At 63.0% G+C, this 21,629-nt stretch carries 13 protein-coding genes; 4 read left to right on the forward strand and 9 right to left on the reverse strand.

Going from position 1 to position 21,629, the window contains the following annotated elements; translation table 11 throughout:
• Nucleotides 1-81: 81 nt before the first annotated feature.
• Together OZ411_RS39845 and OZ411_RS39850 are read right to left on the reverse strand one after the other, a co-directional pair.
• Nucleotides 82-2,310, reverse strand: a complete 2,229-nt coding sequence (locus OZ411_RS39845) for an adenylate/guanylate cyclase domain-containing protein (protein WP_282532316.1) — start codon at nt 2,308-2,310, stop codon at nt 82-84.
• An 85-nt stretch (nt 2,311-2,395) separates the two neighbouring features.
• Complete coding sequence (locus OZ411_RS39850) at nt 2,396-7,900, reverse strand: nidogen-like domain-containing protein (RefSeq protein WP_282532317.1); 5,505 nt, start codon at nt 7,898-7,900, stop codon at nt 2,396-2,398.
• 714 nt (nt 7,901-8,614) lie between these two features.
• On the opposite strand from OZ411_RS39850, the gene OZ411_RS39855 reads away from it, so the two are divergent.
• Nucleotides 8,615-9,310: a transglutaminase-like cysteine peptidase gene (locus tag OZ411_RS39855; protein ID WP_282532326.1), complete on the forward strand. Its 696-nt coding sequence runs from the start codon at nt 8,615-8,617 to the stop codon at nt 9,308-9,310.
• A 95-nt stretch (nt 9,311-9,405) separates the two neighbouring features.
• Here OZ411_RS39855 and OZ411_RS39860 read toward each other — a convergent pair whose 3' ends face one another.
• The 6 genes from OZ411_RS39860 to OZ411_RS39885 form a co-directional block, all read right to left on the reverse strand.
• Complete coding sequence (locus OZ411_RS39860; RefSeq protein ID WP_282532318.1) at nt 9,406-10,605, reverse strand: ABC transporter substrate-binding protein; 1,200 nt, start codon at nt 10,603-10,605, stop codon at nt 9,406-9,408.
• A 256-nt stretch (nt 10,606-10,861) separates the two neighbouring features.
• Nucleotides 10,862-12,700, reverse strand: coding sequence for an AMP-dependent synthetase/ligase (locus OZ411_RS39865; protein WP_282532319.1), 1,839 nt, complete (start codon nt 12,698-12,700; stop codon nt 10,862-10,864).
• An 89-nt stretch (nt 12,701-12,789) separates the two neighbouring features.
• The gene (locus OZ411_RS39870) at nt 12,790-13,578 is read right to left on the reverse strand and encodes an ABC transporter ATP-binding protein (RefSeq protein WP_282532320.1); all 789 of its coding nucleotides are present in this window, start codon (nt 13,576-13,578) and stop codon (nt 12,790-12,792) included.
• Between the two features lie 4 nt (nt 13,579-13,582).
• The gene (locus OZ411_RS39875; RefSeq protein ID WP_130578291.1) at nt 13,583-14,341 is read right to left on the reverse strand and encodes an ABC transporter ATP-binding protein; all 759 of its coding nucleotides are present in this window, start codon (nt 14,339-14,341) and stop codon (nt 13,583-13,585) included.
• Nucleotides 14,338-15,489: a branched-chain amino acid ABC transporter permease gene (locus OZ411_RS39880; protein ID WP_282532321.1), complete on the reverse strand. Its 1,152-nt coding sequence runs from the start codon at nt 15,487-15,489 to the stop codon at nt 14,338-14,340. The genes OZ411_RS39875 and OZ411_RS39880 overlap by 4 nt, the downstream gene beginning before the upstream one ends.
• Nucleotides 15,490-15,494: 5 nt before the next feature.
• The gene (locus OZ411_RS39885; protein ID WP_027580076.1) at nt 15,495-16,370 is read right to left on the reverse strand and encodes a branched-chain amino acid ABC transporter permease; all 876 of its coding nucleotides are present in this window, start codon (nt 16,368-16,370) and stop codon (nt 15,495-15,497) included.
• A gap of 293 nt (nt 16,371-16,663) precedes the next feature.
• On the opposite strand from OZ411_RS39885, the gene OZ411_RS39890 reads away from it, so the two are divergent.
• The 3 genes from OZ411_RS39890 (at nt 16,664) to OZ411_RS39900 (ending at nt 19,921) form a co-directional block, all read left to right on the forward strand.
• On the forward strand, nt 16,664-17,416 hold the full coding sequence (locus tag OZ411_RS39890; protein ID WP_282532322.1) for an ABC transporter ATP-binding protein: 753 nt from the start codon (nt 16,664-16,666) through the stop codon (nt 17,414-17,416).
• Nucleotides 17,413-18,936, forward strand: a complete 1,524-nt coding sequence (locus OZ411_RS39895; RefSeq protein ID WP_282532323.1) for a permease — start codon at nt 17,413-17,415, stop codon at nt 18,934-18,936. Before OZ411_RS39890 ends, OZ411_RS39895 begins: the two co-directional genes overlap by 4 nt.
• Nucleotides 18,937-19,108: 172 nt before the next feature.
• Complete coding sequence (locus tag OZ411_RS39900) at nt 19,109-19,921, forward strand: MBL fold metallo-hydrolase (protein ID WP_282532324.1); 813 nt, start codon at nt 19,109-19,111, stop codon at nt 19,919-19,921.
• A 166-nt stretch (nt 19,922-20,087) separates the two neighbouring features.
• Here OZ411_RS39900 and OZ411_RS39905 read toward each other — a convergent pair whose 3' ends face one another.
• On the reverse strand, nt 20,088-21,344 hold the full coding sequence (locus OZ411_RS39905) for an aminopeptidase (protein ID WP_282532325.1): 1,257 nt from the start codon (nt 21,342-21,344) through the stop codon (nt 20,088-20,090).
• Nucleotides 21,345-21,629: the final 285 nt, after the last annotated feature.

A 21,629-nucleotide genomic window follows, 5' to 3' on the forward strand; every position in this document is an offset into this window, starting at 1 on the left:
CTCCGATGGTTCGAGTGTGGAAACCCAAACCTACCGGAAAGGGCGCGCTCACCGCCCCATGGAATCTACAAAATCACCGGGTCACTTCGTCAGCAGCGCGAAGGCGCCGTTCCAATCTTCCGGGGGCGGGTTCTCGAGGAAATGGCGGATGCGCGCTTCGTAGAGATTGTATAGCCGTTCCAGCGCATGACCCTCGTCGGTCTTGCGGCCCCGCTCGATGGCGGCTAGCGCACCTTGCCAATCGCGGCCGCGGTAGCAGGCCAGCATCTCGATCGTGAGGTTGCGCAGGCGCTGGAAGCGGCCGGACTGCGCAATGTCCTCGCGGCCGGCGATCGCGTAGATCACCTCCGGCTCCTTCTTGCCCTTGACCATGATGAAGTCGAGCTCGAGGATTGCGAACTTCTCCTTTGCGGCGAGCGCAGTCTTCGACCCCACGATGATGGGAAAACCGTATTCCTTGGACTGCCCCTCGAGGCGCGAGGCGAGATTGACGCTGTCGCCGAGCACCGAATAGTCGAAGCGCAGGTCGGACCCCATATTGCCGACCACGCAGACGCCGGTGTTGAGGCCGATGCCGACATTGAGCGGGATATAGACGTGCCCGCCCGCGTCCGCCTCTTCTTTGCGCAGTTTGTTGAGCTCGTCGATGCGCTCGAGCATGTCGATCGCCGCCTCGCAGGCGTTGATCTCGTGCGCCTTGTCGTCGAGCGGCGCGTTCCAGAACGCCATGATCGCATCGCCCATGTATTTATCGATCGTTCCCTTGCGGGCGAGGATCGCATTGGTGAGCGGCGTCAGGAAGCGGTTCATCAGGGCGGTCAGTCCCTGCGGGTCGTGCTTGTAGGATTCCGAGATCGTGGTGAAGCCGCGGACGTCGGAGAACATGATGGTCATTTCGCGCTCCTCACCGCCGAGCACGAGCTTCTCGGGCGACTGCGCGAGCTGTTCGACCAGCGCGGGCGACATGTACTGGGCGAAAGCGCCGCGAATCTGCTTCCGCTGCTGCTGCTCGCGGACGAAGCTCGAGAAGATCAGCGTGAGATAGATCGCCGTGGTCGACATCAACGGATAGGTGAAATCGATTAGCAGGCGGTGCTGCGTGTAGAAGTACCAGGAGGTGCCGATCAGCGCGGTCGCGAATACCGCACCTAAGCCGACCAGCGTGATCGGCCCGAACAGCGGGGCGATTGCGATCACGAGCAGGCCGAACACCAGCGCGGTCGCGAACTCGAACGCGATGCCGTAGTTCGGCTGCGATACGCTGGCTCCGCTCAGCGCGCTCTCCAGCACCTGGGCGTGGATCTCCACGCCAGGCATCGCGGGCGTGACCGGCGTGGTCTTGATATCGTTGAGCCCGACCGACGAGGTGCCGATCAGGACCAGCTTGCCCTGGATCCTCTCCGCCGGCACCCGCCCGTGCAGCACGTCGACCGCCGAGACGTAGATCGAAGGGTCAGCCTGGGCGAAGTGCACCCAGAGCTGGCCGTTGTGGTCGGTCGGAATCCGCAAGCCGCGGAGCGAGAGGCTCTTGATTCCGGCCTCGTCGGTATCGATCAGCACGGTGCCGGAGCCGGTCGCGACCCTCAGCACCTCAAAACTCAGCGACGGCATGGTGGCGCCTTGCGCCAGCATGATCATCGGCACGCGGCGGACGATGCCGTCGCGCTCGGGCCTGATCGTGAACAGGCCGCGGCCGGCGGCGGCCCCTTCCAGCACGGGGACGTTGCGGAGCAGGCCGGGGAAATCGAACATGAAAGGCTGCGGCTCTTCCCCCTTCATGGCGAGCGGCGTCAGCGGCAGCGACTTGTCGAATTCGGCGACCACGAATGGCAGGCCGGAGGCGCCCAGCACCACGCGCGACTTGCCCATCGCCTCCGCCAGGATCTGGTCGTTGCTCGGCAGCGCCCGCAGCTTCGCTCTGGTCTCCTCGTCGAGGTTACGGATCGTATCGGCGGCGGCATCCGGATTGAGCCGATCGGGCTCGGAGAACACGATGTCGAAGGCGATCACGACCGCGCCAAGCTTGGTCAGGTTGGTGACGAGATCGGCGATCTGCGTGCGCGGCCAGGGAAACTGGCCGAGCTCGGACAGGCTCTGTTCGTCGATATCGACGATGGTGACCGGCCTGATCGTCTTGACCCGGGGCTCGATGACCTGGAAACCGTCAAACGTCCTGACCCGAAGTTCCTCGATCGCCGGCGGATCGAGCACTCTGAGCGCGGCGAAACCGACCAGTATCGCAAGGCAGGCGAGCCGCGCATAGCCGAAGCGCCGCTTGAACCACCTTCGCAATGCCTTCAGCCGTCTCATGCCGCTTCGATATCACGCCCGCGTCGATTGATCACGCCGGGAGTTTTCAAGAGTGCGGTGCACCCAGGCGTGCGGGCCGGCTCGGTCAGACGCTCCCCGGCGGAAGGATGAAGTCGTTGGCGTGCAGATGGGCCAGCGCGACGTTCTTCAGCAGGATCGTGTTGTGATCGTTGCCGTCAAGGTCGATCTGTACGTCATTGCCGTTGTTCACGCTGTTGGCGTGGCTTTCGAGCCAGTGACTGAAATCGTTCGGCCCGCTCGGATCGAAGGCGACATAGTCCAGCTCGATCTTGTCCTGGCCCGGCGTGAAATCGCCGATCGTGTCGTGGCCGATGCCGCCGGCATTCTGCTTGAAGACGAAAGTGTCGTTGCCGCCACCACCGAAGAGGACGTTGTCGTGGCCGTCGCCGGTCAGCGTGTCGGCGAACGCGGTGCCGCGCAGGTTCTCAATCGAGGAGAAGATATCGCCTGCGGCCGCGGTGCCCGCGGTAGCGCCGGTGAGCAGGTTGACGCTGATCGAACCGCTCGCGTGCGAGTAATCCACGGTGTCGCTGCCTGGATCGGTCGGGCCGAGCGGACCGCCGAGGCCGTTGAAGACATCTGGATGATTGCTGGCCAGGAACACGTCGGGGCCGACGCTGCCGACATAGTTGAAGGCAACCGCGCCGAAGATGTCGCCAAAGCTTGGTCCTGTGGACTGCACCGGATCGGACGGAGCAGTGGTATTGACGACGGCCTGGACACTCATGTTCCAGCCATGGGTGCTGACCAGCAGATGCGCCGCCGTGGCCTGGGCCGGATCTGTCGTACCGAAAATATCGATCTCGTCGATGACATAGGAGATAGAGCCGGTCTGCGGATCGAAGCTGTAGTCGCTGCTGACCATCTCGAAAACAATGCCTTTGCCGGCGTTGAGGACAAAGGCATGGTCGCTGGAGCCGTCACCCGTGACGGGCTGGCCCGCCGCGAAGTCGTCATAGAACGTGCTGAAGTCGTAACCATCGGGCGTATGCACGGCAACTGTAACGGTAACCGGCGTGACCGCCTGATCGAGCGTCAAGTTTGCCGTCGAGCTTGCGTGCAGCGCCCCGTCGGAGGCCACGTAGGTGAAGCTGACAGGGCCGGCATAGCCCGACGCCGGCGTGTAGATCCAGCTGCCGTTGTGATTGTCAACGAGATCGCCGCCACCACTCGCGATGCTGAGGCCGGTGATCGACAGCGACTGGCTGTCGATATCGCTCACGCCCGGAAGCAGATCGGAGGCATGGATGATGTAGGACGCGTCTTCGGTGCCATGCGTCAGCGTCACCGGCACCGCGACCGGCGCATCATTGGTGCCGGCGATCGTCCATGACACCGAGGCCTGTGTGATGGCGTCACCGTCGGAGACGCCATAATTGACTGTTACCGTGGTCTGCTCGCCCTGAGCCAGGTGCTGGTAGGCGGCAACGCTCGGATCGAGCGTGAAGGAATGCGTATCGGCGTTGTAGCACACCCCGTCCGGCAGTTGCGTCGGGACGTTGACGACCGTCAGCACGTCATGGTCGGAATCGGATGCGTTGGCGAGCGCGTCCAGCGTGCTGGGGCTGCCATCTTCCGTCGCCGATCCCGTAACCGCGCCCGAAACCACCGGCGCGTGGTTGCCGATCTCGTTCAGCGTGACGGATACGGTTTGGGTGAGCGTGCCGCCGTGACCGTCGCTGATCACGACGTTGAAGGTCTCGACCTTGCTGTGACCCGGCAAGCCGTCGAGTGCCTGCCGCACGGCTGCGGGATCGGCGGTGTAGGTCCAGGCGAATTGCCCGCCGACACCGCCGATGTCGGACTGCTTGACCAATGTCAGCGTTCCCAGCGCAGTGCCGCTGCCGGTATAGCTGCTGGTGGCGGTATGGACGTCGTTGAGGTCAGGATCGGCGAAATTGATCGCGCCTGTCGCGGTGAGGCCCACCTCGCCGTTGTGCACCTCGAACTGATCGACGCCGTCGATGCCGGTATTGCCGTCGGTGGTCGGAAGGGTGAGCAGCGCGTCCTGGTTTCCGGATTGCGGCAGCTCGTAGTAATGCGTGCCGTCGCCGGCCGAATAACCGGCGCGCGCCGGGGTGCCGCCAAGGCCATCGGAGCCGCCGCTGGCGTCACCGGTCGTCCATTTGATATCGCCGTAGCGATACTGGACGTCGAAATTGCCGTTGCCTTCGCTGATCAGGACGAGCTGGAACGAATTCAGCTTGTTCGCTCTCTCATTGTAATAGCCGACATCATCCCAGGTGATGGTCATGACGCCATCGGCCGCGTCGAGATCGTAATAGACGTTGCCATGGCCGCGGGTATCGACGTCGGCCCAGAACACCGCGATGATCGGATTGTTCAGGCCCGCGTCGATCATGCTGGGCGTATAGGCGTCGGTCGGCGAGCCGAAGGTGATGTTGCCGTTGTTGTTGATGTAGAGCGACTTGTATTGATGGCCGAAGAAATTGATGCCTTGCGCGCCGAACGCTGACGTGATGTCGATGGCTTCGGAGGAATTATCATCGCCATGGTCGAGCGCGAGCTCGCCATAACCCTCCGCTCCAGGAAGATCCTTGATCAGGCCCGTCCCCAGAAGCTTTGCGGCAACCTCCTGGCTGACATGGCCATTTGAGACGGGCACGTTGATCACGCCATCCGTCACTGTTCCGCCCGCCAACGTCGGCGCATCGTTGACATTTGTGAAGGCAATGCTGCCCGCCTTCACATTGGAGAGCATTTCTCCATCATTGGCCTGGATCGAGAAGGTCGGCGCCGCCTCGCCGCCGTCGTGAACGAAGCGGACGTGCCCTGCGGCGAGATCGGCCGAGGTGAAGCTGGCGGTATCAATCCAGCCTTCGCCACCCAACACCTGGAACTTGCCATGCGTGACATTGGTGACCGTGAAGGTAAAGCTGGAATCGTCGAGGTCGGTGACGTTGATGTTCGCCGGCGTCAGCAGCACCACCCCGCCCTCGGACACCGCGAGCGTGGCATCGTGGACAACCGGAGGCGTGTCCGCCACCGGGATAGTCGGCGGAATGGCATTGTGGACGCCGATCGTGATCGGGATGGTCGTCGTGCCGCCGTTATATGTGAGCTTGATCAGGAATTGCTGGGTCGCCGTGTCGCCATAGACCAGCGAGGCAAAATCCGATTTGTTCTCGGCGAACGTCCAGTTCACGAAATTGCCGTCGGCGCTGAAGCTCACGTGCAGGAGACCGGTCGGATTGCCCGCCGCGTCGGTGACGGAAAGCGAGACGTCGTTGATTCCGCCGGTGATGCCGACTTTGCCGTTGGTCGTCAGGACCGACCCCGAGTTGGCGGTCTGCTCAACGATCGCGTTGCGGCCGGAACTCGGATCGACCACGAAAATATCGCCGCCAGGCCCGTCCGCGGTGGAAAGATTCGACGCGTTACTGCCGAAGGCGATGAACAGGCCGCCGGCGCTGATGGTTGCGCCGAGGTTGGAGGCGGCGTTACCGGACGCCCCATCGGCCGCGGTCGAAACCAGCATGATCTTCGGATGGGCGGGATCGGTGAGATTGACCACATAGGTATCGGCAACCGAATTGTGGTCGTTCGACGTCAGCGCGGCGTCGCTCGCGAAGATGATGAAATGGCCGTCGGGGCTGATGACGGGGTTGTAGCTCCCGCCGCTCGGGTTCGACGTGTGGAAGACGATCTGGTGGGTCTGCAGGTCGTAGAGGTAGATTTCCGAGTGCCCACTCGCGTCGGCGCTTTGATAGACGACATAGCGGCCGTCGGCACTGAGCGAGGCGGCGCTCGCGCCGACCCCCTGCGCGGTGTCCGCGATCGTGCTGATGACCCCGGTTGACCGGTCATAGACGTAGAGATGGCCCGAATTGCCTCCGGGATCGGCACCCCAGAACGCAACCACATGGCCGTCAGCGCTGATCACCGGCTTCAGCAACGATCCGCCGGCACCGGCATCGGCGGGCGTGATCGTGGTGAGGACGTGCCCCTGCCGATCGTAGACGATGATATTGCCGCCGTTCTCGACCGCGATCCTGCTGCCGTCGCCGCTGACCGCAGGCGACGTGCCCACGCCAATCTGTGTCGTCGTGTGGTACTGCGCCGAAGACGGATCGTTGTTGTAGAGGAAGATGACGCCGCTGGAGCTTTGATAGACGACGGAGTGACCATCCGAGCTGATGGTCGGCGAACCATAGATGCCCCCGGAAGGCGAGATCACGATGGTGACACCGGTCGCGCGGTCGAACAGATAGATGACGCCGTCGGGGTCATAAGTGACGAATTGCCCGTCGGCGCTCATCACCGGCCCGAAATGATCGCCAGTGCTGGTCGTGGAGATCCTGGTAACCGTTGGCGGATTGACGACGAACGGGATCGACGGCTGCGGCCCGGTGGGCTGGTTGTTTTGCTGCCCCGGGAGGCCCTGATCAAGCAATGCCTGATTTGATATACCGCCCGCGCCGGTTCCGTTGCCCGTATCCATCAGGACGGAAAAGGTCTTGGCGGAGCCGGTGTTGCTGCTGTTGATAGTGGTGTTGAGCGCCGAGCGGAATTCGGTTCCCGGCGAATTGGGCGAGGTCGAACTGCCGATGTTCGCAAATTTCGTCCGCGGGTTGGCGTTGTTCTCGGTGTGCTGCGGCAGGTTCGGGTCGATCGCCTTCTGGATCTCGTAGGTATTGAGCACCGCCTGGAAGGTCGCGAATTCCTGCGCGATCTCCGCCAGCGTCTTGGCGCTTTCCCGCGCGATCAGTTCGAAAGCCGCAGTCGGCGTCAGCGTCAGGATGCTGCCATTGCTGGTCACCGTGCCGATCAGAACGCCGCGCGTGTTGAAGACCTGGACAGCATGGACCTGGTTGTCCTGCTGATCGACGACGGAGATCTTCACCGTGCCGTCGACCGACGAGATGTCGAGGATAACAGCGGTGCCGCGGATACCCATGGTCGCGATCGGGGTGGCGACTTTCATGTCGCCGGTCCTGGCGACCTGGCCGGCGACGAAGCTGGCGGCGCCCTGCACCAGCGTGATCAGCGAGGAGTTCGAATTGCTGCTGGCGTCATAGGTGAGCTCGTTCAGCATCAACCGCGCATTGGCGTTGAGGTTGAACGTGGTGCCGTCGTTCAGGACGAGGCCGAGCGTAGAATCGCTGCCGGTCTGCACCACGTCGCTCTGATAAACCGCTTCGCCATTATGCAGTTCGACGGTGACGCCGCTGCGCACCACGCTGGCACTGCCAGTCATCTTGGCGATATGACCGACCAGATCTGCCGCCGGCGGCGTTCCCGCCTGCGCGTAAACAGTGTGCCCGGTCAGCGCATCAACGACCTTCGGATCGAGCGACGCGCCCTCGGGGGAAACCAGTATCGGGTGCTTGTCGCCATGGAAGTAGTTCGGCACCACCACGCGATGCAGCTCGTCGGAGATGACGAGATCGTTGCCGGATTTGTGGAAGTTGCCGGAGAACAGAAGATGCGCATCAGGAACAGTAAAGCTGTCCGCGTGGCCATCGCGGAACGAAAACGAATCAAGATCGACATGCGCGTTGGAAACAGACCCCAGCCCACTCGACGCAACGTTGTCGGCGTACTTCAATGCCCCCACCAGAAATAGTTAATAAAAATGTAAATTTCCTTAGCCAAACCTACACATATCATTAGGAGAAACCACGCGAAAGCACTCACACCGAGTGCGAGGCCCATTGGCAGCGCGGTCGGGAAGTCTTCTTTCAGCCTGGCACGAAGCAGATTTGATCCGGCGCGCGTTGTTGCCCGAAGAGCGCATGGAGCCCCATTTAATTTGCAGAAAATTGAAGTGAATTCAATTACTTCTTACGAAGGAAGGATATTTCCGACTGCTGGCCGTCCGCCCAACCGCGCCAACCTACACCGGCGTTCGGGCGCCCAATGTGATGTAGATTACGGATCAAGGGAAAAGCTGCCCCGTTAGTCATATGTTCAGAAAGACCGGCCGCCTGATGCGTCCGACGACTTCCGATGCTGTTGCGCCAGCCCGCCTGCGGACACGCGCCTATTAAGCCAACATCAAGGATAAGACATCGTTACCCCCGAAAAGGTTCGACCGGGGCGTTGGCAAGATCGGTAAAATTTTCGACGGTTTGGCGAGACTGGCTTCAGCGTCTTCCGCATTTCTCCCGCCCGTCCGCACCTCCTTAAACAGATCGCAAGCGCTCTCGCACGATCCTCTTCCCACGAAACGGTCCGGTTACGCGCTGGCGAACGCCGCCGATATCCGGACAGGGGGTGTCAGATGGGAATGTTCGGTTATGCGGGCGCGCTGCGTGCGCTCATGTTGGCCTTTGCTCTGCTTTGGCTTGCACCGGTGGCACAGGTCAGCGCGGGGACGCTGCTGTCCCCGGGGGGCGCGGTCCTGATCAAGAAATCGATCGAGCCGTTCGGGCGCGTGACAGCCATCCTCTCGGAGGGCGGATTGCGCGACAAATGGCTCGGGCTGCAGCACCGGCTCGCCGATGATCTGGTGCAGCTTGCGCTGTGCGAGGGCGACCGCGAGGGCTGTGTCTCGCCGGCCGCGCTGAAATTCCTCGCCGTCGTCGACGACGCGAAGGCCAGAGACGGCCGCGCCCGGCTCGGTGAAGTCAACCGCGCCGTCAATCTCGCGATCAGGCCCGCGGATGACCTCGTGCAATATGGCGCGATCGACGTCTGGGCTTCGCCGCTGATGACCTTTGCGAGCGGCGCCGGCGATTGCGAGGACTACGCCATCGCCAAATTCGTCGCGCTGCGTCTGGCCGGCATGGCGCTCGAGGACCTGCGGATCGTCATCATGCATGACACGCTTCGCGGCGAGGATCATGCGGTGACCGCGGCCCGGCTCGACGGCCAGTGGCTGACGCTGGACAACCGCCGTATGATGATGGTGGCCGATACCGACGTCAGAAACTACCGGCCGACTTTCGTGGTCGATGAGACCGGCGTCCGGCGCTATGCCGACATGCCGCTGGTGGCCGAAGCGGCGCTGCACTAACCACCGTCATTGCGAGGAGCGAAGCGACGAAGCAATCCATCTCTCCGAACGTGGCCGCATGGATTGCTTCGCTTCGCTCGCAATGACGGCGATACTCAGAACGACAGACTATCCTTCGTCAGCACCCAGCGGCCGTTCTTGATCTGCTGCACCTGCGTGATCGTGTTGGCGAGGTGGTCGTTCCTGGAGAACTTGGTCGGCGGCGAATTGAAGATGTCGAGGAACTTTTCGCCCGATTCAAGCGAATCCAGCATCTTCTGGCCGGTCAGATCCTTACCCGCCTTCTGCGCATAGAAGGCGAACGTCATCACCGCGTTGTAGCCGATGATCGCCTGCGTGTTGGCGTCGGTGCCGAACATCTTTTTGTAGTTGGCGAGCCAATCCTTCACCTTGCCCTTGGCGGTGTCCTCATAGGGGATCTCGAAGCCGGACGCCGCATAGAGACCCTCCACCGCTTCCTTGCCGAGCGCCGGCACTTCGAGCACGTTGGTCGGCGTCGCGCCGAGGAAGGTCACGTCCCAGCCGAGCTTCTTCGCCTCGTTCATCGCGCCGATGGTCTCGCGGATCACGGTGCCGAGCACGACAAGGTCGCAGCCGTCGGCCTTCATCTTGGCGACCTGGGCGCTGAAGTCGGAGGCGCCGCGCTTGTAGCTGGTGATCGAGGCCGGCTGCAGCTTCATCGCTGCGAGCTGCTGGGTGAAGCCGTCGAGCACGTTTTTGCCGTACTCGTCATCCTGATGCATGATGCAGGGCTTCTTCGGGTTCTTCTGCTCCACCATGTATTTGAGCGCGGCGCGCGTGCTCTCGACATAAGGCAGCAGGTTGTTGAACTTCAGCCGCTCCTGCGGCTTGCTCGGATCGAACTTGAAGGTGAATTCGGCCGCCGTCAGCGGGAAGAGCTGGAGCACGCCGGCATCGAACAGCACGTCCTGCGCGGCCAAGACGGTCGGCGAGCCCATCGGGCCGATCATCGCGAAGATCTTGTCGCGCTCGACCATCTTCTGCGAGGCCAGCACCGCCTTCTTCGGATCGTAGCCATTGTCCTCAAGGATCATTTTGATCTTGCGGCCGTTGATGCCGCCGCTCGCGTTGATCTCCTCCACCGCCAACTTCATGCCGTTGGAGACCGGCACGCCCCAGACCTTGATCGGGCCGGACAGGTCCTGATGGGTGCCGATGACGATCTCGTTCGCCGAGATGCCTTCATTGGTGACCTTGGTTTGCGCTGACGCCGGCAGGTGGGTCAGCGCCAGCGCGCCCACCGCAAGGCCCAATGCCTTGAACGCTTTCGACATAATGATCCTCCTCTCCATGGCCCATATCGAGCGAAGGACCGGGCCTGTTTGGGCTCCCTCGCCTTTCTCTTGACCTCGCCCCGCTTGCGGGGAGAGGTCGAAATTCAAGCGCAGCTTGAATTTCGGGTGAGGGGGAGCTTCCGCGAGTCCGTTTGTCACCGTGTTCGCGGAGAGAGCCCCTCACCCCAACCCTCTCAGAGCGAGCTCTGCTCGTCTCGGTCCCGTAAGAACGGGGAGAGGGAGCAATAAGTCGTCCCTAAGCGACCGCGCGCTCGCTGTACATCGCCTCGATCTCGGCGGCGTAACGCTTGTTCACGAAGCTGCGCTTCAGCTTCATGGTCGGCGTCAATTCCTCGTCTTCGGGCGTGAGCTGGCGCTCGATCAGATAGAATTTCTTGATGGTCTCGACGCGCGCGAAATTGGCATTCACGGCCTCGATCTCGCGGTGGATCAGACCCTGGATCTCCGGCGCACGGCACAGGCTCGCATAATTGGTGAAGGGGATGTCGTGGTCCTGGGCGTATTTCTCGACATTCTCCTGGTCGATCATCACAAGGCAGGTGAGGTACGGCCGCTTGTCGCCGATCACCACCGCGTCCGAAACATAGGGCGAGAATTTGAGCTGATTCTCGATTTCCGAGGGCGTGATGTTCTTGCCGCCGGAGGTGATGATGATGTCCTTCATCCGGTCGGTGATCTTGACGTAGCCCTCGTTGTCGATCGTGCCGACATCGCCGGTATGCAGCCAGCCCCTGGCATCGATGGTCTCGACGGTCTTCTCGGGTTGGTTGAGATAACCCATGAACAGGAAGTCGCCGCGGATCAGGATCTCGCCCTTCGGGCAGATCATCACCTCGCCCCAGGGCGCGGCCTTGCCGACCGAGCCGAGCTTGATGCGTTCGGTCGGCATGATGGTGGCGACCCCGCAATTCTCGGTCTGGCCATAGACCTCGCGCATGTCGATTCCGAGCGCGAGATACCAGCGGATCAGATCGGGCGCGATCGGCGCGGCGCCGGTGAGCGCGATCCGGCAACGGTCGAGCCCGAGCATGCGGCGGATGTTGCGGAACACCAGCCAGTAGGCCAGTCGGTTGGCAAAGCGTAGCGACAGCGGCGGTTGCTCGCCCTGCAGCCGATAGTCGGTCATACGATAGCCAATCGCCATCGCGCGGCGGTAGACCCAATTCTGGAACGGGGTCGCATCCTTCAGCGCGATCGTGATGCCGGAGTAGAATTTCTCCCACACCCTGGGCACGGCGAGGAAGGCGGTCGGCTGCACTTCGCGCAGATTGTCCGGCACGGTCTCGGGGCTCTCGGCGAAATTCATCACCGATCCCAGCGCGACCGAGATGTAATAGCCACCGACGCGCTCGGCGACATGGCAGAGCGGCAGGAACACCAGCCGCTCCTCGTGATCGGTCGACGGGTAGAGGTCGTTGGCATGGCGCATCTGATGCGTCACGCTGCGGTTGGCATGCATCGCACCCTTCGGCGGACCTGTGGTGCCGGAGGTATAGACGAGGATCGCGAGATCGCCGCTAGTCCTGCTTCCGATCATCTCGTCCCACAGCGCCTCATTGTCCTGCGCATGATTGCGGCCCAGCGCGGTGAACTCGGCAAGCGACATCACCATGGGATCGGAGAAGCCGCTCAGGCCCTCCATGTCGAAGACCACGATCCGCTCCAGCGTCGGGCAGCGCGAGCGGCAGGCGAGCAGCTTGTCAAGCTGCTCCTCGTCTTCCGCGAAGACCACGCGGGTGCTGGAATCATTGATGAGATACTCGACCTGGACCGGCGAGTCTGTCGGATAGATGCCCGAGGAGACGCCGCCGGCGCAGAGGATGCCCATATCGGCATAGACCCATTCCGGCACCGCGTTCGCGATGATGGAGGCGACATCATCGGGGCGGAAGCCAATGGCATGCAAGCCGTAGGCGATGTCCTTGGAGATCTGCAGCCACTCACGCCAGCTTGTCGGCTGCCAGATGCCGAATTTCTTCTCGCGGATCGCGGGTCTGTCGCCGCGCGTCTCCACCGCCAGCACAAAGCTCCTCGCGATCGTATCGGCGACCGTCAGCACCGCCGGTCCGGCCATGCCCGTTCCCTCCTCTCCTCGCCCGTCGCGATCGCCGGCTTTGCGCCGATCTTTTCGCGACAGGCCTTCAATCTACCGCCAAGTCCCTCTCAACGCCATGTTTTCTTCTTTTTCCAACGTCGCTCCCCCCGCGCACCCGCCTCCTTGGCGCCGAGATAGAACTCCTGGATATCCTTGGAATGCATCAATCGCTCGCAGGTGTCGTTCATCACGATCCGGCCGATCTCCAGCACATAGCCATAATGCGCCGTCTCCAGCGCGACCTTGGCGTTCTGTTCGACCAGGAGGATCGACATGCCCTGTTCTTCATTGACCCGGCGGATGATGGTGAAGATCTCCTTCACCAAGATCGGCGACAGCCCAAGCGATGGTTCGTCCAAAAGAAGCAGCGTCGGCCGGTTCATCAGCGCCCGCCCGATCGCGAGCATCTGCTGCTCGCCGCCGGAAAGCTGGCCGGCCGGCTGGTCGATCCGCTCCTTCAGCCGCGGGAAATAGCCGTAGACGCGGTTCAAGTCCTCGGCGACGCTGTCGCGGTCCTTTCGCGGATAGGCGCCCATCATCAGGTTCTCGCGCACCGACAGGAACGGAAACACCTCCCGCCCTTCCGGCACGTGGCTCAAGCCCAGCCGCACGATCTTGTCGGCTTCCATGCGCTGGATCGGTTTGCCGAGGAATTCGATCGAGCCCTTCTGCGGATCGAGGATGCCGGAAATCGTCTTCAGCACGGTGGTTTTGCCGGCGCCGTTGGCGCCCAACAGCGTGACGATCCTGCCGCACGGTACTTCCAGGCTGATGCCTCTGATGGCCATGATCGGCCCGTAATAGCTCTCGATATTGCTGAGCTTCAGGATGGTCTCGGGCACGACGGTGGCGATCATGGCCTCAGGCTCCGAGATAGGCCGCGACGACGTCGGGATGCTGCTGCACTTCCGCAGGCGAGCCCATCGCAAGCACCCTGCCGTAGTTCAGCGCGATGACGCGGTCGGAGACGCGGTTCACCAAGGTCATGTCGTGCTCGACCATCAAAACGGTGATGCCGAGCTCGGATTTCATGTCGCGGATCCAGAACGACATGTCATCGGTTTCCTCCACATTCAGCCCCGACGATGGCTCGTCCAGCAGGATCAGCTTCGGCTCCGAGCACAGCGCGCGGGCCAGCTCGATCACCTTGCGCACGCCGTAAGGAAGCCCCGAGATCAGCTTATCGCGATAGGGTTCGAGATCGAGGAACTCAATCACCTGTTCGACGCGGCGGCGATGCACTTTCTCGGCCGCTCGAACGCTCGGCAGGAACAATAGTTCTTGCCAGAGCTGCGTAGTGGAGTGGCGATGACGGCCGACCAGCAGATTGGAAAGCACCGTCGCATTCTCGAACAATTCGATGTTCTGGAAGGTGCGGGCAATGCCGAGCTTGGCGATGTCATAGGCTGGCTGCTCGGTGATGTCCTGATCCTCGAAGAAGATCTTTCCCGAAGTCGTTGGGTAGATGCGCGAGATCAGGTTGAAGATCGAGCTTTTTCCTGCGCCGTTCGGCCCGATGATCGAGAGGATCTCGCCCTTCTCGACCGCGAAGCTGACGGCATCGACCGCCTTGAGGCCGCCGAAGTGAAGCGAAAGATTCTCGGCGCGGAAATAGCTCATCGGTTCCGCTCCGATTTCACATAGATCTTCTGCCGCTTGAAGGTGGCGCGCTTGTAGAGCGGGAACAGCTGGAAGAAGAGCTTGATCTTGAGCCAGCGGCCGTAGAGGCCGAGCGGCTCGAACAGCACGAACAGCACGATGATGATGCCGTAGATCGCGCCCTTCAGGCCGTTGGCGGAGGCAAAGGCCGCGACCGCGTCCTGGATATGCGCCGCGCGCTCCTGGCCGGCGCCAAGCGTCGCGGCGAGGCCCGCGATCACGCCGGGCATGTCGTCCTTCAGGTAGGTCAGGAACGGATCGATCATCACCAGGAAGATCGCGCCCAGCACCGCACCATGCAGGCTGAAGGTGCCGCCGATCAGGATCACGATGATGAACTCGATCGAGAGCTGGAGCGTGAACATCTCCGGGCTGATGAAGGAGAGTTTGTGCGCGAACAAGACGCCGGCAAAGCCGGTGATGGCGGCGCTGATCGCAAACGACTTTACCTTGTAGAGCGAAACGTTGATGCCCATGCTGCGGGCCGCTGTCTCGCTGTCGCGGATCGCGACGAAGGCGCGGCCGGTCGGCGAGCGCAGCAGGTTGAGCGAGCCGACGATGGTCAGCACCAGCACGGCCAGGCAGAGATAGTAGAAGGTCGGCCCGTCGCGGGGCACCGCGGCGCCGAGGAAATAGAGCGTCTTGACCCGCATGCCCTCATTGCCATGGGTCACGCTCTCCCAGCGCGCCAGGATTTCCTCGACGATGAAGGCAAAGGAGATGGTGGCGATGACGAGATAAATGCCCTGCAACCGGAGTGCCGGGAATCCGACGAGCGCGCCGACCACGCCGGTCAACAGCCCCGCGGCCAGGAAATAGACCGGAAAGGGCACGTTGAACTGCTGCAGATAGGCGGCGGTGTAGGCGCCGATCGCAAGAAACGCCGCGTGCCCCAGCGATGCCTGCCCCGTGAAGCCGGTGAGGATCAAAAGTCCCACACCGACCGTCGCATAGATGCAGACGAAGACAACCTGGCTCATCAGATAGCTCGAGAGCACGTAGGGCGCGATCAGGAGCAACGCCAGCAACAGGCCGTATGAGAAGATGTAACCCGAATGCGGGAATAGCTTGATGTCGTCTTCGTAGTCGGTCTTGAACAGGAACCGCATGCTGCTCAAACCTTCTTGCGCACGTGAAGACCGAACAGGCCTTCGGGCTTCAGCAGCAGCACCGCGAGCAGCACGATGTAGGGCGCGACATCCTTCCATCCTTGCGGCAGGTAGAAGCCCGCCATGCTCTCGATCACCCCGATCAGCACGCCACCGACGACCGCGCCGGGGATCGATCCGAAGCCGCCAAGGACGGCGGCCGGAAACGCCTTCAATCCCAGCACCAGGCCGACATTCGAATGGATGAAGGTGATCGGCGCCAGCAGCACGCCGGCGCAGGTGGCGACCGCCGCCGAGATCGCCCACACGATCGAGACTACGCGCTTGACCGGGATACCCATGTAATAGGCAGCCAGCATGTTCTCCGAGCTCGCCCGCATCGCGGTGCCGAGCGTGGTGCGGTTGAAGAACAGATAGAGCAGCGCGCACAGGATGATGGTCGCCGCGATCACCGACAGCTTGTCGTAGGCCAGCACCAGGCTGCCGATGCGCAGGACGCCCTGGCTGAACGGCGTCTCGATCTTGAAGTCGTCGGTGCCCCAGATGATGCCGGCGACCGAGCGCAGGAAGTAGCCGAGGCCGATGGTCGCCATGATGATGGAGAATTGCGGATATCCGAGGATCGGCCGCACCACCAGCCGCTCCGCGAGCATGCCGAAGAGCGCCATCGCCGCCACCGCGCCGGCAAAGCCAATCCAGTAATTGAGGCCGAGCATGCCGATGAAGGTGAAGGCGAAAAAGCCGCCCAGCATCATCAGATCGCCCTGGGCGAAATTGACGACCTCGGTTGCCTTGTAAACGAGCACGAAGCCGAGCGCGATCAGGCCGTAGACGCAGCCAAGCGCAATGCCGCTCACGAGCTGCTGAACAAAGTCCAGCATCGTTTTCCCTCCCCGATGCACGGCAATTCTTGATGATTGCTCGTTGCATCCCGCTTCCGCCCTCCTCTTTTCGGGAGCGCTGGAAGCTGCATGTGTCCGGTGACGATTTGAGCGCAAAGCGGGAAGCGCTGTCAACAAAGCGCTGCGCCCACCACCTGGCATAATTGCGCAGAAATGCCGCAGCCCGTAGTTCTCCGGCATTGCCGGCGATTTGCGGCCTGCGATTCACCGCGCCGAAACGCTTTTCGGCCCATGGTCCGCAACCAGACATCAACCTGGACCGTCCCCACATCATGCCATCAGATCCGCCAGCACTCGGAGTGCGAGGGTTAACCAAGCGTTTCGACCGGCCGGCGGTCGACGCGCTCGATCTCACCGTGCGGGCCGGCGAGTTCTATGCGCTGCTCGGGCCGAACGGCGCCGGCAAGACCACCACGCTGCGGATGGTCGCCGGCCTGCTCAAGCCCGACGCCGGCTCGGTGTCGATCTTCGGCATCGACGCCCTGTCCGATCCGATCGCCGCCAAGCAGATCCTGGCCTGGGTGTCGGATGAGCCGATGATCTACGACAAGCTCACCCCCCTCGAATATCTCGAATTCGTCGCCGGCCTCTGGGGCATCGATCCCCGCCGTTCCGAACGCTCAGCCCAGGACCTCCTGGTCTCGCTCGGGCTCGAGCCGCATCTGCACGAGCGCTGCGAGGGATTTTCCAAGGGCATGCGCCAGAAGGTGGCGCTGGCCGGCGCGCTGGTCCACGACCCCAGCCTGATCATCCTCGACGAGCCGTTGACTGGCCTCGACGCGCTCTCCGCCCGCCACGTCAAGGGCCTGTTGCAGGAGCGCGTGCGCGCCGGCTCGACCGTGATCATGACCACGCACATCCTTGAAGTCGCCGAACGCATGGCCGACCGCATCGGCGTCATCGCGAAGGGCAGGCTCGTGGCCGAAGGCACGCTCGCGGAACTGCGCCAGCGGAATGGCCGCAACGACACCAGCCTCGAAGACGCCTTCATCGCCCTGGTCGAAAGCGAGGCGGCTGCCGCATGAGTTCGGCCACCGACCTCACCTGGTTCGCCCGGCACGAGATCCGGCTCGCCTGGCGCGAATGGCTGGCGATGATGACGGGCGGACAGCGCCGCCGCAAACGCGCGGTGATCGGCCTCGTCATTTTCGCCACCATCCTGCATTTGCCGGCTTATGCAGTGGTCGGCCGCTTCGCCAACCTGACGCTGCCGCTCGACAAGTCGGCGCTGATCGTGACGTCGTCGACGATCTTCCTCGCCTGGGCGCTCATGCTCTCGCAGGCGGTCGAATCCGTGACGCGAGTGTTTTACGCCCGCGCCGACCTCGATCTGATCATGTCCTCGCCTGTCCGGCTCACCAACATCTTCTCGGTTCGCATTGCCGCCATCGCACTGCAGGTCACGGGCATGGCGCTGTTGTTCTCGACGCCTTTCGTCGACGTGCTAGTGATCGGCGGCGGACCGCGCTGGCTTGCTGCTTTTGGCGTCGTCATCGCGATCGGTCTTTCGGCCGCGGCGGTCGCCACCGCCCTCACGGTGGCGCTGTTCCGCCTGATCGGCCCGCGCCGCACCCAACTGGTGGCGCAAGTGCTGGCCGCGATCATCGGCGCCGGCTTCGTCATCGCGCTGCAGATCGCCGCGATCCTCTCCTACGGCACCCTGTCCCGTTTCGCCGTGCTCACCTCCGATACCGTGGCAGGCTTCGCGCCAGACGCCGGCAGCATGCTGTGGTGGCCGGCCCGCGCCGTGCTCGGCGACGGCGAGGCGCTCTCGCTCCTGCTCGCCTTCAGCCTCGCTCTGCTCGGCGTGGTGGTAGCAATCTTCTCGCCGCGCTTTGCCGACACCATCATCAGCATCTCGGCGAACCCGGCGATGGCCAGCCGAACGGCCAAGGTGCGGACATTCCAGCGCGGCTCGCGCCAGCAGGCGCTGCGCTGGAAGGAGTTCGTGCTGCTGCGGCGCGATCCCTGGCTGCTGTCGCAAAGCCTGATGCAACTGCTCTACCTCGTGCCGCCGGCGCTGATGTTGTGGCGGAGCTTTTCCGATGGCTCCACCGGCCTGATGCTGATCACGCCTGTCATCGTGATGGCGGCGGGCCAGCTCGCCGGCGGCCTCGCCTGGCTGACGATATCGGGCGAGGACGCCGCCGACCTGGTCGCAACCGCGCCGCTGTCGCCGTCCCAGGTGATCCGCGCCAAGATCGAAGTCGTGCTGCTGTCGATCGCGCTCGTGGTCGCGCCGTTCGTCATCGCGCTGGCGTTCGCCTCGGCGCTCCAGGCTGTCGTCACAGTGCTCGGCGTGACCATCGCCACGATCTCGGCGGCCGCGATCCAGCTCTGGTTCCGCGTGCAGGCCAAGCGCAGCCAGTTCCGCCGCCGCCAAACCTCCTCGCGCGTCGCCACCTTCGCGGAAGCCTTCTGCTCGATCGGCTGGGCGGCCACATCGGCGCTCGCGCTGGCAATGCCGATCGCGGCCGTCATCACCGGCGCCATGACACTGATGGTGCTCGCCACGACCTGGAAGATCAGCCCGCGGCAGGAGTGATCTACTGACGTCATTGCGAGCGAAGCGAAGCAATCCGTCGCGCCCGCGCGTGGAGGCATGGATTGCTTCGCTCCGCTCGCAATGACGGACATAGGCTGCGCCGGCAAGCCCGATGACGGCTGCGGGATTCGGCGATAGAGTGGCGCGACGTCACCGCCGACGGACCCTGCCCATGTTGCGATCGATCCTCGCCGCCTTTGCCCTGCTCAGCTTCCTCAGCATCGCGGCCCATGGGCAGGATGCCCAGCGCAGCGAATGCCTGGCGATGGCCAATGCGCCGCCGCGCGCCACGCCCGTCAGCCTGCGCCGCGTCGCCAAGGCCGACGAGGTCGCGATCACCTATGCCGGGCACTCCACCTATTACATCGATACCCCCGGCGGCATCCGGATCGCGACCGATTACAATGGCGCCTACCGCACCGGCCGCCTGCCTGATGTCGTCACCATGAACCGGGCGCACAGCACGCATTACACGCTGTTTCCCGACCCGAAGATCCCGCATGTGCTGCAAGGCTGGGGCGAGAACGGACAGCCTGCCCATTACGCGATGCGGATCGGCGACGTCTTCATCCGCAACGTCACCACCGACATCCGCCGCACCTATGGCGACGATTCCGGTGGCGACATGATCAAGGACGGCAACTCGATCTTCATCTTCGAGGTCGCCGGCCTCTGCATCGGCCATCTCGGCCATTTGCACCACAAGCTCGACGAGAGCCATTTCGCCGCGATCGGCCGGCTCGACATCGTGATGGTGCCGATCGACGGCACCTACACCATGTCGCTTGCCGGCGTCTCCGAAATCACCAAGCGATTGCGTGCCGCCGTGGTCTTGCCGATGCACCGCTTCGCGACACCGCTCGACGAATTCATGCGCCTGATCGGCCAGCAGTTCGAGATCGACCAGCGCAGCGAGCGGACGCTGAGGATCTCGCGCGACACGCTGCCGTCGACGCCGACCGTGATCATCCTCGACGGCGTGTAGTCGGACTTCACCTCGCCCCGCTCGCGGGGAGAGGTCGAAATTCAAGCTCCGCTTGAATTTCGGGTGAGGGGGAGCCTCCGCGAAGATCGCTGTCATTGTGTTTGCGGAGAGAGCCCCTCTCCCCGACCCTCTCCCCGCAAAGGGCGGGGAGAGGGAGGATACTCGCTTACGCCCACTCGCCCTTGCGGAAGACTGGCACGCGGCTGCCGTCGGTCCTGACGCCGTCGATATCGGTCTGGCCGGAGCCGATCATCCAGTCGATATGGATCAGGCTCTGGTTGCCGCCCTGGGCTGCGATCTGCTGCGGCGTCAGCTTGTCGCCGTCGATGAAGCATTTCGAATAGCACTGGCCGAGCGCGATATGGGAGGCGGCGTTCTCGTCGAACAGCGTGTTGAAGAACAGCAATCCGCTCTTGGAGATCGGTGAGGAGTGCGGCACGAGGGCGACTTCGCCGAGGCGGCGCGCGCCCTCGTCGGTATCGAGCACCTTCTTCAACACTTCCTCGCCGCACGAGGCCTTGGCCTCGACGATCCGACCTTCCTCGAACTTGACCTGGATATTGTCGATCAAGGTGCCCTGATAGGACAGCGGCTTCGAGCTCACGACGTGACCGTTGACGCGGCGGCAATGCGGGGTGGTGAAAACCTCTTCCGTCGGGATGTTGGCGTTGCAGGTGACGCCGTTCTTGGCAGTCGAGGCGCCGCCTTCCCATTCATGGCCGTCGGCGAGCCCGATCGTAAGATCTGTGCCGGGACCGGTGTAATGCAGCGCGTGGAAACGCTGGCCGTTGAGCCATTGGGTCCGCTCACGCAATACCGCGTTATGCTTCTCCCAGGCGGCGACCGCACCGTCCTGGTCGACGCGGGACGCCGCAAAGATCGCATCCGCCAGCTTTGCCACCGCGGTCTCCAGGGGATCGTCAGGAAAAACCCGCTTGGCCCAGGAGGCGCTGGGATAGGCGATGATGTTCCAATTGACCTCGAAATTGACGATCTTCTCCAGCGCCGGCTGATAGGCGACCGAATTGGCCTTGCTGGCGCGCGCGACCTTGGTCGGATCCTCGCCCGACAGCAGCATCGGGTTATCGCCAACCACCGCCAGCCGCGCGGTGTTGGCCGAGAATGCCTTTGCCATGCCCTCGTAGAGCCAGTTCGCCGCGCGATCGAAGCCTTCATTATGGCCATAGCGATAACGCGCCAGCGTGACCTCTTCGTCGGAGAGGATCGGCGTGACCAGGCCGGCGCCGGCCTTGTAGGCATGGACCGCCAGCCGCCGCACCAGCGGCAGCGCCGACGACGGCGCGGTCAGGAGCAGGTCCTGTCCCGGCTGCAATCCGAGCCCGACCTTGATGGCGACTTCGGCGAGACGGTCGAGCTGTTCGGGATCGATTGCGGCGGAAAGGTTGCGTTGGGATGCGGTCATGCTGGATCCTCGAAATCGGTAACTTTAGCAGAGATAGGCGATCGGCGCGGGCCCTTCAACGTTTCACCGGGGACAGCACCAGTCCACCATTTCGGATGCAAGCCCGGGACGTGGGGAAGGTTGGGATTCAAATTTCAAACAGCGGAGGGGATGTGAGTCCGCATTCTCGCGGCACGGAGTGCCCGAGATTTGCATGATTGTTACCCTCCTCGATAACAGAGGGCGCAGGGAAAGCCGGGTGCCGGTTGCACCCATGGGCCCCGTGCAACAAAAAGCACGGGGGTA

It is taken from the genome of Bradyrhizobium sp. Arg237L, from assembly GCF_029990105.1.
In the GTDB taxonomy this organism is placed as follows: Bacteria; Pseudomonadota; Alphaproteobacteria; order Rhizobiales; family Xanthobacteraceae; genus Bradyrhizobium.

Bases quoted from the DNA above. Each gene is read 5' to 3' on its own strand.
- OZ411_RS39845 (WP_282532316.1), bottom strand. From the start codon at position 2,310: ATGAGACGGCTGAAGGCATTGCGAAGGTGGTTCAAGCGGCGCTTCGGC.
- OZ411_RS39855 (WP_282532326.1), top strand. From the start codon at position 8,615: ATGTTGGCCTTTGCTCTGCTTTGGCTTGCACCGGTGGCACAGGTCAGC.
- OZ411_RS39860 (WP_282532318.1), bottom strand. From the start codon at position 10,605: ATGTCGAAAGCGTTCAAGGCATTGGGCCTTGCGGTGGGCGCGCTGGCG.
- OZ411_RS39865 (WP_282532319.1), bottom strand. From the start codon at position 12,700: ATGGCCGGACCGGCGGTGCTGACGGTCGCCGATACGATCGCGAGGAGC.
- OZ411_RS39870 (WP_282532320.1), bottom strand. From the start codon at position 13,578: ATGATCGCCACCGTCGTGCCCGAGACCATCCTGAAGCTCAGCAATATC.
- OZ411_RS39875 (WP_130578291.1), bottom strand. From the start codon at position 14,341: ATGAGCTATTTCCGCGCCGAGAATCTTTCGCTTCACTTCGGCGGCCTC.
- OZ411_RS39880 (WP_282532321.1), bottom strand. From the start codon at position 15,489: ATGCGGTTCCTGTTCAAGACCGACTACGAAGACGACATCAAGCTATTC.
- OZ411_RS39885 (WP_027580076.1), bottom strand. From the start codon at position 16,370: ATGCTGGACTTTGTTCAGCAGCTCGTGAGCGGCATTGCGCTTGGCTGC.
- OZ411_RS39890 (WP_282532322.1), top strand. From the start codon at position 16,664: ATGCCATCAGATCCGCCAGCACTCGGAGTGCGAGGGTTAACCAAGCGT.
- OZ411_RS39895 (WP_282532323.1), top strand. From the start codon at position 17,413: ATGAGTTCGGCCACCGACCTCACCTGGTTCGCCCGGCACGAGATCCGG.
- OZ411_RS39900 (WP_282532324.1), top strand. From the start codon at position 19,109: ATGTTGCGATCGATCCTCGCCGCCTTTGCCCTGCTCAGCTTCCTCAGC.
- OZ411_RS39905 (WP_282532325.1), bottom strand. From the start codon at position 21,344: ATGACCGCATCCCAACGCAACCTTTCCGCCGCAATCGATCCCGAACAG.